Genomic DNA, 16,511 nt, shown 5'->3' with positions numbered 1-16,511 from the left:
TTGTCCCGGGGACGCTTGTTGGCCTGTTCACCGACCCAAAGCTACAAGGACGGTTCGGCGAATTCGAGGTCGAGTCCGAACTCGCTGATTTCATCCTGTGTAATTTCCGCAAGGAGGCGGGCAATCTCGGCCACCGCCTGATCGAGCGGGACGAAAATCGCGTCCTTCTCCTTGCGCAACTTCAGTTCGATCTGGTCGTTGGCTAGGTTTCGCGCGCTTACGGCAACACGAAGCGGATTGCCGATGAGGTCAGCGTCGTTGAACTTCACGCCCGGCCGCTCATCGCGGTCGTCGTAAAGGACCTCGATGCCGATCTCTTCGAGCTCCGCATACAACCGTTCCGCGACTTCCTTCGGACGTGGATCGTCCGGAGCGGGAATCTCCACGAGAGAAACGTGGTACGGCGCGATGCTGATGGGCCAGATGATGCCCTTGTCATCGTGGCGCTGCTCCACCACGGTCGCGGCGTTACGGCCACTCCCGATTCCATACGAGCCCATGACGATCGGGTGTGAGTCACCATTGGCGTCGAGGTAGGTCGCACCGAGTTTTTCGCTGTAGCGGGTACCGAGCTTGAAAATGTTGCCCACCTCGATCGCGCGGTCCGCCTCGAGCGGGCTACCGCATTGCGGGCAGGGATAGCCTGCCTCAGCGGTGGCGATATCGGCCACCACATCGGCCTGAAAATCGCGCCCAAGGTTGACGTTTCGTGTGTGCCAACCAACGCGGTTCGCGCCAGCAACAAGATTGGGCGAGTCACGGATCGACTCATCCACGACGATGAATGCATCGCGCACACCGACTGGCGACCCATATCCAGGTTCGGCCCCGACAGCATGGATTTCTTCGACTGTCGCGGGTGTCAGAGTCCGCTCGCCACTTGCATTGCGCAGCGTGGTCTCGTTCACATCGAGGTCACCTCGAATGACCGCAAAGATGAATCGGCCGGACGCCCCTTTGTAGAAAACGGCCTTGGCCGTTCGCGAGGTTGGCACATCGAGGAAGTCCGCCAGCATCTGAATGGTGGTCGTATTGGGGGTCTCGACATCTTCCATCGCCAGGAGGGCTTCTGTCGATGGGGCATCGCGCTGGAACTTGGCCACCTCTCGATTGGCGGCATATCCACACTGATTGCAGTGCAGAATCGTGTCCTCGCCGTTCTCGGAGAACGCCATGAATTCGTGCGACGCTGAGCCGCCCATCATGCCGACATCTGCGCTGACCACCATGAACTTCAGTCCGATCCGGCGGAAGATGCGGTCATACGCTTTCCAGTGCAACCGGTAGGAATGATCGAGTCCCGCTTCATCCAGATCGAAGCTGTACGAGTCCTTCATGGTGAACTCGCGCACGCGGATGAGGCCACCACGCGAACGCGGTTCGTCCCGGAACTTCGTCTGGATGTGGTACGCGATGATCGGCAGCTGCTTGTAGGAACTGATCTCTGTGCGAGCGATATCGGTGATGACTTCCTCATGTGTGAGCGCAAGCACCATGTCTCGCTCGGCGCGGTCCTTGAAACGAGCCATCTCCGGACCAATCTGGTCGTAGCGGCCGGATTCCCGCCAGATGTCGGCCGGATGGACGACCGGCATCAGCAACTCCTGGCCGCCGATGGCATCCATTTCCTCGCGGATGATCTGCTCGACCTTGGTCACCACCCGAAAGCCGAGCGGGAGCAAGCTGATGAGGCCGGAGCCGAGCGGGCGAATCATCGCCGCGCGGAGCATCAGCTGATGACTGACGATCTCGACATCGTTCGGCGCTGCCCGCAACGTTCGCCCGAACAGGTGTGACATTCGCACGGTTGATCTGACCCCTTACTCCCAGCAATTCCGACCAATGGGAAGTCGAACAACTGCCAATTCTACTTCCCTGTGTCACGTGGAGTTGCGGGGGTTCGTCTCCTCCGTTCTCGATCAGTGAAGAAAGCACTCCTGACAGCAAGCCAGACAATACAAACGGAAGGAACGCACGCGAGAAGGCACCGCCTTCTCGGCAAGAGAAAAACCATGGGCGCCCGCGAGCACCCATGGTTCGAACGATCGATACGACGACTGCGCCGTTACTCGGCGAGCGACTGAATATAGGCCACGAGATCCATGATGTTCTCGTCGGTCAGGATCGCGCCATAGGGCGGCATCGCGCCGGCCGGGAAGTCCTTGACGACCTTCGCGTTTGGATCCTTGATCGACTCGACCAGGTAGTCCACATCCGCGATGACCTTCGTGCCATCCTCGAGCTCGACTTCGTGCCCGTACAACCCCTTCCAGGTCGGACCCACCATCTTGCTGCCATCGACCGAATGGCACGACAAGCATTGCGCGGCCAGCGCTTTCCCGGCTTCTGGATCGCCAACCAGGGCTACCGGCGATCCCGACGGCGACCCAACAGGCGAGGCGCCCGGCGAGGCAGTTCCCTCGGCGTTCAGCGCCACTCCATGTGCAGACCCGCCGATGAGTCCAGCCATGACCAATAGCATCACGACCGCGAGCAGTGCTCCTCTTCGCATACTCCTCCCTTTCTCGACCTGCGTGTCAAACACCCGCATTCACATTAGTGGGACCAGGGTCCAATTTGCAAGGAGTTCGTCCCAGGAGTAGACATCTCCACCATACTCCTCGGCAAACTCTTTTGCATCGGCCTCCGTATCGAATGGAAACACTCCGGTTCCCATCGGGGTCGGAATTTCCATTGTCACGGCATACCAGGCTGCTTTCGCATCGATCCATTCGATCGATGGTGAGCCATGCACCCATGCTCGCCGGTCATTCAGGCCTTCTTCCTGGATCGTTGCAACCATTTCGCCGGCATCGTCGAAGACCACCGCTTTTCCATCGCTATCCACGATACCGCTCGCGAAACGCTCTTCTGAGATGAGCATTCCGCACCGCTCGCAGGCGGTGCGACCAAGTTTGATCGAGGGCGGGTCTTCCCCGGATGCTTCGTCGCCACCGCAGGCGGTCAGGACGAGGGGGAGCGACGCTCCGACGAGGATGAGGTTCCTACGGGTGATCACTGGAAGTCCGTTCGCTTGAAGAGCCAGTATCCAATGGGGAGCGGCACGATGATCCACAGCGCCAGCAACGCGAGCATGAGATAGGTGTAGGTCGCGCCGAACCGGTCGACAGCGTAGATCCCGGCCGGGCCCAGCACATCGAGCGACGTGTGCAGGAGGTCGACGCTGACGAGCTTGTAGACATTCAGGGGGTTCGCAGCGGTGAAGGACAGCAACGCCTCCGGGCTCATTCCCAGCACGAGCGAGCTCCCCATGATGCCGAGGTCCCCCACGATCACGAAGAGAAGCCACATCGTGAGCGCGATTCCGAGCGCCGCAGCCGTCTGGCGTGAAAAGCTCGAGATCAGGTAGCCAACGCTGAGCATGGCCAACCCAAGCAGAAGCGTGAGCGCCACCAGCATCAGGAAATCACCCACTCCTCCGGCTCCGCCCTTGAACGCCATGACCGCGCCAGCACCGCCAAACCCGATGAGCAACATGAGCACGAGCGAGAACGCCGCCCCAATGAACTTCCCGACGTAGACCTCGAGCGAAGTCAGGGGTTGTGCCAGGAGATAGTCGAGACTGCGATCTTCCCGATCTGACGCGATCAACTGCGCGCCAATCGTGAGCGCAATGAGTGGAACCATCAGCAGCAGCAGGTTGAGCAGACCAGCCGAGGTGCGGCCGAAGCCGGCCTGGCCGGTGAGGCTCGAACCGCTCAACGCGAACGCCACGAAGCCGACAACGAGCAACGAAAAGAGAATCGTGTAGATTGCGAACCATCGGTTGCGCAATCCAACTCGGGCTTCCTTGGCCGCAATGGCTGCAACTATTGCTCTGTCCATGCGTACTGCTCCCAATCGAAGTCTTCGATATCTACGCCATTTCGCGTCATGGCCGAAAGGACGAGGGCTTTTTGATCGACGCGAATCGGCACCGAAACGACCTTGCCTTCACCCGACCCCTTGAGACCCATCTCGGTCAGCGTGTCGAGCGCCACCTGCATATGCCCGTTGCGCAGGAAGACGACGAGCCGCGATTCGCTTTCGAGCGTCTCCTTGAACTCTCGTGGTGCGCGTTCTTCCGTGAGCACACCCCCATCGAGCATGAGAATGCGGTCGGCAAGCGCCAGGACATCCTCAGGGCGATGCGAAGAGAAGATCAGCGTCATGCCGTCACGTTTCAGGCCGTGAAGGAGTTGCAAGAGGTCGGCACGCCCCTTGGCGTCCAGACTGGCGGTCGGCTCGTCCAACAGCAAGATGGACGGGTTGCCGATGAGCGCAAGCGCAAGCGCGAGACGTTGCTTCATGCCGCCGGAAAGCGCGCGAATCTCTTTGTTCGCTTCCTTCTCGAGTCCCAGCAGTGCGAGGCGGCCGAGCGACTCGTCCAAAGGAGCCCGCTTGAGCTTGGCGATGAACGCGACCATCTCGCCAATGGTCATCGGTTGCACGGGCAGGTCCTGCGGCACGTAACCAATGACGCTTCTGGCGAGCTGCCCCTGCGCCACCGGATCGTACCCGGCGATGGCGATCCTGCCCTCGTACTTCGACAGACCGAGCAAACAGCGCATGATGGTGGTCTTGCCAGCACCGTTCGGTCCCCAAAGGGCAGCGGACTCGCCAGCGCCGACTTCGAATGAAATCTTGTCGAGCGCCGGAAACTGGCCGTAGAACTTGGAGACATTCTGGACCGAGATGTTGGAAACGCTTCCCATTTCGGAGTTTCGCTCGATGCTCATGCCGATTTCACCTCATGGTTGGGGACGGCTGCAATGGGATCGAAGTGACGACGACGGCGCACATGATGCGCGCCAGCCAGCGCCGCGCCAAGAGCCACGACGCCTGAGACCCCCAGGACGACGCGACGGGATTCGGATTCCCCATCGATTGGCGGGAGATAGGGAGAGGCCGTCGCGCTCATCAGCGGGTATGGATCCTCGAACCGGACGGCTGGCCGAAACGACGGAAATGCCTTGGCAGCGAAATCGATCGCCATCGACGCCGGGCTGTAGGCAAACAACCGCAGTTCCGGATGATCGCTCAGCAAGGATTCGAACAACTGCTGCGAGACATAGGGGAGGTCACCGATCCCGTCGCCATTGGCATCGTAGCCCGCATAGTCGCTCCAATAGTTCCCTGTCCCGTCCTCGGCCCAGGAGATTCCCTTGAGCTCGCCGCGCCCAAGCACGCTCACATGCTCGGTGTTGTCGATAAAGGCGTTGTCGATGAACGTGTTGTTTTTCACTGCGGGTTGCAGCGCAACGCCGATGTCATTGAAGGCAATGACATTTCCGATGAAGTAGTGCTCGATGTTGGGTTCGCGTGGCGAGGTGTCGATCTGGATGCCAGTTTGGTTGTTGACAAACCGGTTTCCCTCGACCAGCGCGCCGTCGACGTCCTTCATGCCCAGCCCACCGCCGGTGGCGCCGACATTGTTGGAAAGCGAATTGCTGACGATGCGGACATCGCGGCTGTACATGACATAGAGACCAATGGTGTTGCTGTCGAACGAGTTCTCTTCGATGGTCGCACGGTCGCTGAACATGAGATGCATGCCATAGCGGTTGCGGTCGAATGAGTTGTTGGTGACCAGCGCGTCGTTCGAATACCAGAGAATGATGTCCCGGCCGTCGGTTGCGGTGTTCCCGTCAATGGTGACATCGTCCGAGTACCAAACGCGGATACCGTCTCCTCGCATGGCGACATCGACCGAAAGCGCCGTGACCGAATTGTTCCTGATCACCGAATTGGGAGCCTGGCGAAGATAGATCCCGAAGAGCGCATTCTCGATGCGGTTGTTGACCACAGTGGCGCCGGGAGCATCCACCAGGATAGCGCTGTCTTCCTTGTCGTGGCTCGAACCAGTGTTGCGCAGCGTGAATCCATCGATTGTGACGTCCGGCGCGGTGACCAGCACCAGGGTGCCCGCGCCGTTGCCGTCGATAACAGGGTCGTCGACCCCGATGAGCTCGATCGAGGTATCGATGGTCAGTCCACCTGGAAAGACCCCTCCGCGCACCTCGATGCGATCCCCGTCCTTGGCGAGCTGGATCGCTTCTGCGATCGTCGTTACGTCGCAGTCGCTGCAAACAACGATGTCAGCTGTTTGATTGGACTCCTGGCGCGCGTCGGCATTCGGCGCGGCCGCGAAGGAGATGAGGAGAAGCGCTGGAAGCAGACCCAGGAGCAACCACCGGGCAGCGCTGGCGCTAGGCGACCGGCGCATGGCGCCTAGCCCTCCAGTCCAGCACGATTGCGACCAGCGCGAGCAGAGCGGCCGCAACTGCGAGCCAGAATCCAGTCTCGAACGTCGCTTTCGTCGTGAACTGACCGATCACGCCTTCGCCGAAGATGCGCGGGGTGAACTCGCTGATAGAGCTGCTCAGGGCGGCGGTGGGATCGAGATTGTTCCCCGCGTAGTAGAGCCATCCAAAGAGATCGGCTACGAACACGACCGGATAGAGCACGATCGGAAGCCTGGCCAGCAGTCGCCACCAACCGGGAAGGAAGACGGAAACGACCGCCAGAATCGCCATGATGCCCAGAGCGTAGACCGAGATCATGCGCTCGATCGAGGCGGCATCGGTGAGCTTGATCATTCCGATGTAGTGGTTGAGCCCGTCGACCTCTCGCACCGAGCGCATGTCTTCGAGCTTGTTCACGTAGACATCGACCGAGAGACCCTTGGGGTACTGCGGTGCGCGAAGCACAATGTTCCAGTAGGCGAAGAAGATCGATGCAATCAGGAGGGCGGCGGAGGCGATCAGGATCGGGATCTGAATCCATGTCGCGCGTGCGCGCGCGACTGCGTTTGCCCACCATGCGTGTTTCGGTTTGTCAACTGTCGTTCCGTTGACAGGAGGAGCTCCGGCAATAGCCATGTTCAGCATCCTTGGTGCACTACGGCAAGAGGGACAAAGACGATTCTTGAACCGGGCGCCGGCCGGGTGGCCGGCGCCCGATGCTGCAACTACGGGCTAACCAGCATGTAGCCCATCATTTCGAGGTGCAGGGCCGAGCAGAACTCGGTGCAGTAGTACGGGTAGGTTCCCGGTGTGTCGGCGACAAAGGTGACCGATGTCGTCTCTCCCGGCTCGATGCTCAGGTTGATGTTCTGACCAGGCATCACGAACCCGTGCGTGGCATCCAGCGCCATCTCGACATTGGTGATGTTCATTGTGACGGTGTCACCCACCTTGATGTCGATGAAGTCGGGCCGGATCGTGCTGCGAATCGACGTCATGTAGACGGTGACATTGCTGCCATCTCGCTCGATCCGCTCTTCGCCAATCTGGGCGGCAACGTCCGACGGCGATTGCGTCATCGTGTTCCAGCCGACCTCCGGATAGACCTCCCAGATGTTCTCGAGGCGCTCCGACTTGATCATCTGGACGTAGTGCGGCTCGCCGATGCCAATCGGCATGTCGTAGATCAGTTCCAGCTGCTCGCCACTGATGTCGATCAACTGGAAGTTCTGGGGCAGCAGCGGTCCCACCGGGTGGAAGCGATCGAGCGCCCACTTGTTCATGCCGATCATGTAATGCCCGGCCGGGGAAACGGTGTCACCCTCTGCGACGCAGATGTGGCCGGTGTTGTATTGCATCGGAATCATGTCGACCAGCGTCCAGCCGTCTTCGACTCCTTCTCCGCCAACCTTCCACCGCGCGATACCGCTGTCGAGGAAGAGGCTGGTGTAGGCAAAGCCCTTGTCGTCGAACTGCGTGTGGAGGGGCCCAAGACCGAGCTCCACCTGGGCTTCGACACAAGACTCGAAGTCGAGCACCGGAACACCGAACGCATCCGGCTCGTAGTTCCCGTCGGCGATCGCTTTCTGGATCTTCTCGAAGCTATAGACGGTCACATGCGGATCGAGCTTGCCCGAGACGACGATGTACTTCCCGTCCGGGGTGACATCGGCGCCGTGCGGGCTCTTCGGCTCGGGGACTTGCCACAGCAAGCCTTCCTCGACGGCCACGGACATCGGGATCATCTGCATCCCATTCATGTCCTCGGACTTGCCCGCCGCCACGACTTCCGCCGCCTTCTCCCAGTTGATGACGGTCAGGTAGTCCATATCGCGCTGCGATGCGCCGACCTCAACCGGGGGCAGATCGCCACCGCCGGTGCCGAAGGACATCTCGGTGTTGAAGGTGTTCGAGAACATCCAGCCCATGCTCGGACCCTTGCCGGCATCGGCGAGGTCGTTCCAATACGGCGGAAGCTCGACGGAGAACGACTGATCCGGAACGATTCGGCCCGCATCGCGGTCGAACTTCCAGAAGGTCATTGCGCCGCGGTACTCATCCGCATAATTCTCGAGCGGCGCATACGCCCACGAGTGCGGAGTCGCGTATTGCGAACCGTCGATGATGTACTCGGTGTTCGGCGTCACGAACGTTCCGCCGTGGTTGCTGATGATGTGCGGGTTCTTGACGATCTGCTTGGTCTCGAAGTCGCGCAGGTCGATCACGCCGATACGGGCATTCGACTTGTCATTGATGAAAAGCCACTGTCCGTCGTACTCGCCTTCGGTCTCGCTGAGGCCGGGGTGGTGCGTGTCGCCATAGGTCAGCACCTGGCCGTTGACCGCGCCCTGGGCGAGGACTTCCTGGGTCTCGGTCGAGAACCCAAAGCCCTGCCATGGCTCGGGAGCGAAGACGGCGATGACTTTGAGCAGGCGCATCGACGGAACGCCGATTACCAGCACCTGACCAGACTGACCGCCAGAGCTAAAGATCAGGAAATCGTCGTGCACACCGCTCGGGACAAACGTCTTGAGCGCCGCCTGAACATCTTGCGGTGTAAGCCCTCGCGCTTCGGCGATGGCTTCGACACTCTCCTGAAGCGAACTTGCCTTGACGCCGTTGTCGCCCATACGTGCGCCGATGCCCAACGCGGCGCCTGTTGCGGTGACACCCGCGGCGCCCTTGATCATCGTCCGCCGGTTCACTCGTTCCTTCGCGAGATCTGTCGATATACCCATTCCGGCACCTCCGGGACTCTACTGAAACCGTACGAGGCTCAGCGACTCCCCGGAAAGCGCGATATTCACTGTTGGTGCGCCCATGCCAAGAAGCTCACTTTGCCTGCGCCGACTGTAGTGGCCAGAGCATGGCAACCCTGTGAGGGGGCTGAGGCTACCGTTACAAAATCGTAACAATCCTCACGAACCAGGAAATCCACGGCGCGAAGGGCACAAATTGGATCAGCTATTCCCTCCCGATGAGAGGGCACTTTCCAGATCTCGCCACAAGTCTTCGACATCCTCGATACCGATCGAAAGACGAAGAAGGGCAGGATGAGCCGACTCCGCGGTCCAACGTGCGCGGCGCTCGATCAATGATTCGACCCCACCGAGACTGGTGGCGGGCACGAAGATCTCGCAGCGGTCGACCACCCGTTGCGCGGCTTCCTGCCCTCCTCTTGCAACGAACGAGAGCATGGCGCCGAAGAAACCCCGCATCTGCTTCTTTGCAGTCGCATGCCCGGGATGGGCCGGGAGCCCAGGATAGTAGACATGTTCCACCGCAGGATGAGCATCGAGCCGGCGGGCCAGTTCGAGGGCGTTCTCGCACTGCCGTTCGAAACGCACCGCCAGCGTTTGCGAACCACGCCGCGCCAGCCAGCAGGTAAACCCGTCCGGTTGCGTCCCAACATCGCCACGACGACCGCGCAACCGACCGGCGAGGGCCGAGTCGTTCACGGCCACCGCGCCAAGGATCAGATCGCTGTGTCCGCCAATGTACTTGGTGACACTGTGCATGGCGCCAGCCGCGCCGTATTCGAGCGGATTCTGCGATATCGGGGTGGCAAAGGTGTTGTCGCAGAACCAGGGGATGCCCATCTCCGCGCATAGGTTGCCGACCGCTTCCAGGTCAGCGATAGCAAGCAACGGGTTGGTGGGAGTCTCTGTCCACAAGAGCGAGGCGCCGTCGAGCGTTTCGCGCAGATCGTCGAGGTTCGATTGATCGACGAAACGGACCTCGATGCCTCGCTGCGGCAGCAGTTCAGATGCACGAGCGCGAATGCCATAGTAGGCATCGTAGGGCAACACGACAGCCGTTCCATTGGCGCCTTCGGCAAGCGCCGCAATGGCGGCGGAGATTCCGGCGTTGAAGACGACCGCGTCCGTTCCATGCTCCAGTTCGGCAATCGCACGCTCGAGCTCAGTGAACCCTGGCGATCCCCCGCGCCCGTAGGAGTAAATGCCGTCGTCCGGGTTGCCTGGATCTCCGGCATGAACGAACGTCGATGAAAGCTGAATCGACGGCGAAACACCGGACCCGCTGGTGTGCTCGTTGCCGCCCTTGACTGCGATGGTTGCCGGAGCCAGTCCGTCGCCCTGCTCACCCATATCGTTCCTTCCCTCGTTCCTTTGGACAAAGCGCCCTCGACCCAATAGTGGAGATACGTCGAACTAGAAATGCCCCCGGCACGCTCGGAAAACGACGAAGGGCCGGCGGCAACCGGCCCTTCGAGCTGCATTGTCGGGCGTTGGCCTAGACGTAGATGCCGTACTCCGTTTCCGGATCGAAGAAGTGCAGTTTGTCTGGTGATGCCGTGACTTCCAGCTTCTGACCGCGCTCCAGCTTGATATCCGGATCCATGCGGGCGGTGATGGTATCGCCATTCTCGAGCGTCAGGTAAACGAAGATCTCGTTACCAAGCAACTCGATCACATCGACGGTGACCGGAATTCTGGAGTCAGACGGGGCGATGCCATTTGCATGGTCCCAGGGAACGAGATGCTCGGGGCGAACGCCAAGAATGACCTTCTTGCCGATGTACTTCTCCAGCGCGTTTTCTTTCCAATCCGGCACGCGCATATTGAGCACGCCCGGGTTGGATGCGTAGAGATGTCCTTCGCGCTTCTCGATGGTCGTATCGATGAAGTTCATCGACGGAGAGCCAATGAACCCGGCCACGAACTTGTTGGCCGGCATGTCATACAGCCGCTGCGGCGTATCGAGCTGCTGCAAGACGCCCAGGCTCATGACGGCGATCCGGTCGCCCATCGTCATGGCCTCGACCTGGTCGTGGGTCACGTAGATGGTCGTCGTGCTCACGCGCTCATGCAGCTTGATGAGCTCTGCGCGGGTTTGCACGCGGAGCTTTGCGTCCAGGTTCGAAAGCGGCTCGTCCATGAGGAAGACATCGGCATTGCGCACGATTGCTCGTCCCAACGCCACGCGCTGCCGCTGACCGCCGGAAAGCGCCTTCGGCTTGCGATCGAGCAATGGCTCGATATCGAGCGTCCGCGCGGCCTCTCGCACACGGCGATCGCGCTCCTGCTTGGGAACCTTGCGGAGTTTCAGCGGGTAGGCGAGGTTGTCATAGACCGTCATGTGTGGATAGAGCGCGTAGCTCTGGAACACCATGGCCACGTCGCGATCCTTCGGTGGAAGGTCATTGACCACCCGGTCGCCGATGATGATGCGGCCGTCGGAAATTTCCTCCAGGCCGGCGACCATGCGCATGGCGGTCGACTTGCCGCAGCCGGACGGACCAACCAACACCAGGAATTCCTGATCCTGGACCTCCATGTTGAGTTGGTAGACCGCCGTCACGCCACCGGAATAGCGCTTTGTGACATTGTCGAAAATGACGCGAGCCATCGTTGCCCCACTCTCTCCTGACTACGGGACGGAAGCCGTGTCGCTTCAGCCCAGAAACGCCCTCCAATTTCGATGAGCCGCCCATTCGCTTTACTCATCGCGCCCGTTACGGCGTCTTACAACGTGCACGCGCAGTTTGGCCGGGTCTTCGATTCGTGTCAAGTGCGGCGCACGTCCGGAGCGGGGCTGCAGCCACTAGAATTCGAGGAACACGTGCAGCGCATCGAAATGAGGGAAGCAGATCCGATGTCCGAGCAAGCGACGAAGCGTCCGCGAGTGGTCACGTTCGGTGAGGGGATGGTCCGGCTGACTCCGCCGCGGAACGAGCGGATCGAACGGACGATCTCGCTCGATCTGAGCCCAGGCGGCGCCGAACTCAACACCGCGGTAACGCTCGCGTGCCTGGGCGTCGAGGCGGAATGGGTCTCCCGCTTGCCCAACAATGGACTGGGACACTACCTCGCCCGCCAGAGCCGCGCGCATCAGGTCGATCTGTCGCACGTCAACTGGGTCGGTGACGAGGATGGGCGCATGGGCCTCTACCTGCTGGAGGAAGGCACCGATCCTCGTCCCTCCGCAGTGCTCTATGACCGGCAGCACTCGGCCTTCGCACGCCTGAAACCGGGAGAGTTCGACTGGGGCGAGATCTTCTCGGGCGCAAGCGCATTTCACATTTCCGGGATCACGCCAGCGGTAAGCGAAGCGGCGCGAGCCGAGTCGATGACTGCGATCCAGGCAGCCAACAAGGCGAATGTGCCGGTGTTTTTCGACTTGAACTACCGTTCGAAGCTGTGGTCCGAGGCAGAAGCGCGCCACTGCTTCATGGAGATTGCTCCGCTGGTCGACGTGATGTTCGCCTCACGCAGCGGTCTGAATACCTTCTTCGGCATCGAAGGAGACCATGAAGCCGCGATGGCGACCGCGCTTCACAAACTTGGTATCGCCGTCTGCGTGATGACCCGCAAGAAGGGCAAGCGCTCGCGCTCGCTCAAGCTTGCAGGAATGGCGCTTGGTCCAAGCGGACACCTGCACCAGACGGATTGGACCGAGGTGGAGGTCGTCGACCGGCTTGGCGGGGGAGATGCCTTTGCTGGCGGATTCATTGCCGGCTACATCGAGGACCCTGCGAATCTCAATCGGTCGCTGGAGCTCGGATTGGCCGCCTCGGCGCTCAAACACACAATGCCGGGCGATTTCCTTGCCGCCAACCGTGCCGAGATCGAAGCTGCCATCCTGGCAACCGACGGCGGCGTGCTGCAACGGTGAGACCGCGGTGATCGTTCTGATTCCGATCACCATTCAGAACTGGGAAACGGCGGCCTCGCTGGACGTCGACGAGCACCAGCGAGCGTTCGTACGTTCCAACGCCTGGTCGATCGCCGAATCGCTCTATCACCCGGAACTCGTCCCACTGGGCATCTATCGAGGCGGGACGATGGTCGGATTCGTCATGTATGGGACGGCCGAGCAAGACGGACAGGTGTGGCTGTTCCGCCTCATGATCGACAAACGGTACCAGGGACAGGGATTGGGAAAAGAAGCGTTGCAACGGGTGATCAGACGGATGCGCGACGAGGGCTACACCGAGGTCGACGTCGGCTGGCACCCCGAAAACAGTGTGGCGGAGCGTCTCTACCTGAATCAGGGGTTCGAGCCAACTGGCATCGCCGACTGGGGAGAGAAAACAGCCCGGCTCGACCTGACGCAGTAGTTCCTGCCTGCCGCCTGCCGCCTGCCGCCTGCCGCCTATAGATGCTCGATCGAAACTCCACACGATGTGGGCTTGAGCGGCTTGACCTCTCCCTGGACCTCGTGCTCGCGGGCAACCTCGGAAAGCGCGGCGCAAACCGCGTCAGCGTTCTCGGGCTCGACCAGCGTGAGGATCGTCGGACCGGCTCCGCTCAACGAGGCGCCGATCGCACCCGCCTGCCGGGCGGCATCGGTCATCGGTGTGAGATGGGGAAAGAGTCGAGCGCGGTACGGCTCATGCAGACGATCACGCATGCCGGCCGCGATGGCTTCCCGGTTGCCAGTTGCCAGCCCCCAGGTGAGCCCGGATGCGACGCCGACGTTGAACGCGGCGTCTGGCAGAGGAATCGTGGAAGGCAACGCAGCTCTGGCGGCCCAGGTGGCGCTCGTTGCCTCGGGAATAAAGGTCACAGCCATCAAGCCAAGATCGTCGCCATTGGAAAGGAGGATGGCATGAGACATCCCGACCACAGCAAGGATCGCGCCGCCGAAAAAGGCCGCGCCGACGTTGTCGCCATGCCCTTCCATCTGCCAGGAATGCAGAAAAAGATCGTTCATGCTCAATCCGAGTTGAGCAACCTCGTTGCCAGCCACCAACCCGCATGCCAGCGCGGCCGCAGAACTGCCGAGCCCACGCGCCACCGGGACATTGGCCCGAATAGCCATCGAGAACCCTGGCAGCTCCTTGCCATGCAGGTGCGCAAGTTCCTGCATGGCGTTGAGACTGTAGTTCTGCTTGTCGGCGAGCAGCGAGCCATCAGCCCCTTCGACCGTCACCGCCCCCGGCTCGCCGTCGGTGTCGATCTCGAGCTCATTCCAGAGGTCGAGCGCAAGTCCAAGCGCATCGAAACCGGGTCCGAGATTGGCGCTGGAGGCGGGAGCCTTAACGCGAAAGCGCATCGTCGAGTGTCCGTTCCAGCGCGTCCATGGTTGGCTCGATCGTGACCGGCCGGTTGACGTTCGGTCGATCCGGACCGCCGAGCGTCCCAAGGTGGTAACCAATGACCGCGTCAGCGTCTTTGAGCAATTGACCGGTGAGGACGCCGACAACCGTCGCTTCTGGATCGATGTGTCCCTCGGCGACCAGCTTTTTCACCCCTGCCAGCGATGCGGCAGAGGCGGGTTCGCAACCGATCCCCACCCGGTCGATCCATGACTTGGCAGCCAGGATCTCATCGTCCGAAACGCGCGCGACATGCCCGTCCGTCAGCTGAATCGCGCGCCGGGCGCGTTCGATGCTGGCCGGATCGCCGATCTTGATGGCGGTTGCCACGGTTTCCGCCTTGACGGCCTCATATCGGTCGAAACCCGAGTCGAAATAGTCGGCAAAGGGAGCCGCTCCCTCGGCCTGAATTGTCATCAGACGAGGGAGCCGATCGATTAGTCCGGTCTTGGCGAGATCGGATAGCGCCTTGCCGAATGCAGCTGTGTTTCCCAGATTGCCGCCCGGCAACACGATCACATCCGGGACTTCCCAGTTGAGCTGTTCGAGCATCTCGATGACAATGGTCTTCTGCCCTTCGATACGAAAAGGGTTGACCGAGTTGACGAGATAGACCGGGTACTTGTCAGTCAGCTGGCGCAACAGCGCAAGGGCGATATCGAAATCCCCGTCGACCTGCACAATTCGGGCGCCCATCGCAATCGTCTGAGCGAGCTTTCCGCCGGCGATCTTCCCTTCCGGGATGATCACAAGTCCCTGCATGCCGCCGGCCGCTGCGTACGAGGCGAGCGAGGCCGACGTGTTGCCGGTCGAAGCGCACGCGACGATCCGGGCGCCGATGGCCTTTGCATGGCTGACCCCAACGGTCATGCCTCGGTCCTTGAAGGAGGCGGTTGGATTCTGCCCCTCATGCTTCAGACCAAGCAGGCGCACACCGGCGTAGGCCGAGATACGCTCGTCCCAGTAGATGGGGGTGCGCCCCTCCGCCCGTGAAACGATGGAATCCTGGGGCAGCTGTGGCAGCATCGGTTGGTAGCGCCAAACGCCGGAAAAGAACCTGGCCCCAGTAGAATCCCGGTCGAACGCCCCCCGGTCGAGCGGGCCAAGCGCGAGATCGGCCTCGAACAAGCCACCGCATGCAGGGCAAACCGACACTGCAGACTCGGCAGTCGCAGTTGCGCCGCAGTCCATACAAATCAGCCGAATGCGGCCCAATGCGGTCGTTCGGTCGTCGAGATCTGCCGTCGAGCTCACACGAAGTCTTCAGGAACGCGCGAAATGCGCACAGAAACGTTCAGCGGCTGAGCATACCACGCTGGCCACTCTCCCCCTTATCCGTTGAGTATCCCGGAGACGTGGGCGCATTCATCGGGATACCGCTTCGCGATGCGCGCTTTCTTCAGGTTATCCCGGACGATCCACTGGGCATCTTTGTTGGGTATCCGCGCAATCTTCTCGAAGTCCGCGAAACCATCGGGATCGACCACCAGGAACACACTGATCGCATACCCCAGGGCAGCGCGCAGCCCGCGCGCATCGCCGGAAGCACGTTGGTTCGCAGGCAGAGAAAGCAACGCCTCCAGCGCGAGGCAACTCCGATCGATACCAAGTTCGGCACGGGACCGATCGATCAGGAGGGGCGGTTCGGCCAGGGCAGCCACGATTGCCCTCCATTCCAGCAGGGTCGCTTGGGCAGACCAACGATTGGTCAGGTCCCGCAAATCGTCGAAACAGGCGAATCCGATTCGCTGCATGCCCATGGCGACCCCTTCGCGAACTCGCCAGCGCGAATCGTTGGCGCCCCGATGCAGCAATTCTTCCAACAACATGCGTCGATCATGATCCGCCCGCGACCAGAGCGCGCCAGCTGTCTGGGCTGCAGTAAAGGGCAGCATCACCTCGGGAGCGTTGCCTCCTGCGCGCAGTTCACCCAGGCGACTCCAGCCGTCGATGAGATCCATCGCCCAATCGAGATCGCTCGCGGCGAGAAGATCTGCTGTGTCCGCGGCGAGCTCGAGATTGCCGCGAGGACCAGGAAGGTTCGAATGCGCCTGCAGGTACAACTGCAGCGCATCCCCGTCTTCGTGATCGATCAGTTTCTGCAGTTGCTCACGGTCGAACGACAATGCACCCTCGTTTCCGGATAGACATAGAAATGATGAACGGCGACCGAAATCGGCCGCCGCTCTCCGGATGCGTTATGT

At 61.0% G+C, this 16,511-nt stretch carries 15 protein-coding genes; 2 read left to right on the top strand and 13 right to left on the bottom strand.

Going from position 1 to position 16,511, the window contains the following annotated elements:
• Positions 1–41: 41 nt before the first annotated feature.
• The 10 genes from R2855_12930 to ugpC form a co-directional block, all read right to left on the bottom strand.
• The gene (locus R2855_12930; GenBank protein ID MEZ4531912.1) at positions 42–1,799 is read right to left on the bottom strand and encodes a proline--tRNA ligase; all 1,758 of its coding nucleotides are present in this window, start codon (positions 1,797–1,799) and stop codon (positions 42–44) included.
• A 266-nt stretch (positions 1,800–2,065) separates the two neighbouring features.
• On the bottom strand, positions 2,066–2,482 hold the full coding sequence (locus R2855_12925) for a c-type cytochrome (GenBank protein MEZ4531911.1): 417 nt from the start codon (positions 2,480–2,482) through the stop codon (positions 2,066–2,068).
• A gap of 69 nt (positions 2,483–2,551) precedes the next feature.
• Positions 2,552–3,019, bottom strand: a complete 468-nt coding sequence (locus tag R2855_12920) for a nitrous oxide reductase accessory protein NosL (GenBank protein MEZ4531910.1) — start codon at positions 3,017–3,019, stop codon at positions 2,552–2,554.
• Complete coding sequence (locus R2855_12915) at positions 3,016–3,846, bottom strand: ABC transporter permease subunit (protein ID MEZ4531909.1); 831 nt, start codon at positions 3,844–3,846, stop codon at positions 3,016–3,018. Before R2855_12915 ends, R2855_12920 begins: the two co-directional genes overlap by 4 nt.
• Positions 3,831–4,739, bottom strand: a complete 909-nt coding sequence (locus R2855_12910; protein ID MEZ4531908.1) for an ABC transporter ATP-binding protein — start codon at positions 4,737–4,739, stop codon at positions 3,831–3,833. The genes R2855_12915 and R2855_12910 overlap by 16 nt, the downstream gene beginning before the upstream one ends.
• A complete protein-coding gene (locus R2855_12905; protein ID MEZ4531907.1) occupies positions 4,736–6,226 on the bottom strand; it encodes a nitrous oxide reductase family maturation protein NosD in 1,491 nt (496 codons plus the stop codon). The genes R2855_12910 and R2855_12905 overlap by 4 nt, the downstream gene beginning before the upstream one ends.
• The gene (locus R2855_12900; protein MEZ4531906.1) at positions 6,210–6,881 is read right to left on the bottom strand and encodes a cytochrome C; all 672 of its coding nucleotides are present in this window, start codon (positions 6,879–6,881) and stop codon (positions 6,210–6,212) included. Before R2855_12900 ends, R2855_12905 begins: the two co-directional genes overlap by 17 nt.
• Before the next feature lie 89 nt (positions 6,882–6,970).
• Positions 6,971–8,983 carry a Sec-dependent nitrous-oxide reductase gene (gene nosZ, locus R2855_12895; GenBank protein MEZ4531905.1) on the bottom strand — a complete coding sequence of 671 codons (2,013 nt, stop codon included), beginning with the start codon at positions 8,981–8,983 and terminating at the stop codon, positions 6,971–6,973.
• A 222-nt stretch (positions 8,984–9,205) separates the two neighbouring features.
• The gene (locus R2855_12890; protein MEZ4531904.1) at positions 9,206–10,354 is read right to left on the bottom strand and encodes an aminotransferase class I/II-fold pyridoxal phosphate-dependent enzyme; all 1,149 of its coding nucleotides are present in this window, start codon (positions 10,352–10,354) and stop codon (positions 9,206–9,208) included.
• Between the two features lie 145 nt (positions 10,355–10,499).
• Positions 10,500–11,615 (bottom strand): sn-glycerol-3-phosphate ABC transporter ATP-binding protein UgpC, encoded by a 1,116-nt coding sequence (ugpC, locus tag R2855_12885; GenBank protein ID MEZ4531903.1) that lies wholly within the window; start codon positions 11,613–11,615, stop codon positions 10,500–10,502.
• A gap of 246 nt (positions 11,616–11,861) precedes the next feature.
• Between ugpC and R2855_12880 the strand changes: the two genes are divergently transcribed.
• Both R2855_12880 and R2855_12875 read left to right on the top strand, forming a co-directional pair.
• Positions 11,862–12,881 carry a sugar kinase gene (locus tag R2855_12880; protein ID MEZ4531902.1) on the top strand — a complete coding sequence of 340 codons (1,020 nt, stop codon included), beginning with the start codon at positions 11,862–11,864 and terminating at the stop codon, positions 12,879–12,881.
• Between the two features lie 7 nt (positions 12,882–12,888).
• The gene (locus tag R2855_12875) at positions 12,889–13,326 is read left to right on the top strand and encodes a GNAT family N-acetyltransferase (GenBank protein ID MEZ4531901.1); all 438 of its coding nucleotides are present in this window, start codon (positions 12,889–12,891) and stop codon (positions 13,324–13,326) included.
• A gap of 35 nt (positions 13,327–13,361) precedes the next feature.
• Here the strand turns inward: R2855_12875 and thrB are convergent, their stop codons facing one another.
• The 3 genes from thrB to R2855_12860 form a co-directional block, all read right to left on the bottom strand.
• The gene (gene thrB / locus R2855_12870) at positions 13,362–14,264 is read right to left on the bottom strand and encodes a homoserine kinase (GenBank protein MEZ4531900.1); all 903 of its coding nucleotides are present in this window, start codon (positions 14,262–14,264) and stop codon (positions 13,362–13,364) included.
• Positions 14,248–15,462 (bottom strand): threonine synthase, encoded by a 1,215-nt coding sequence (gene thrC / locus R2855_12865; GenBank protein MEZ4531899.1) that lies wholly within the window; start codon positions 15,460–15,462, stop codon positions 14,248–14,250. Before thrC ends, thrB begins: the two co-directional genes overlap by 17 nt.
• Before the next feature lie 176 nt (positions 15,463–15,638).
• Positions 15,639–16,433 (bottom strand): hypothetical protein, encoded by a 795-nt coding sequence (locus R2855_12860; GenBank protein MEZ4531898.1) that lies wholly within the window; start codon positions 16,431–16,433, stop codon positions 15,639–15,641.
• Positions 16,434–16,511: the final 78 nt, after the last annotated feature.

It is taken from the genome of Thermomicrobiales bacterium, from assembly GCA_041390825.1.
Lineage (GTDB): Bacteria > Chloroflexota > Chloroflexia > Thermomicrobiales > UBA6265 > JAMLHN01.
This window is presented reverse-complemented; position numbering and strand designations above follow the sequence as displayed.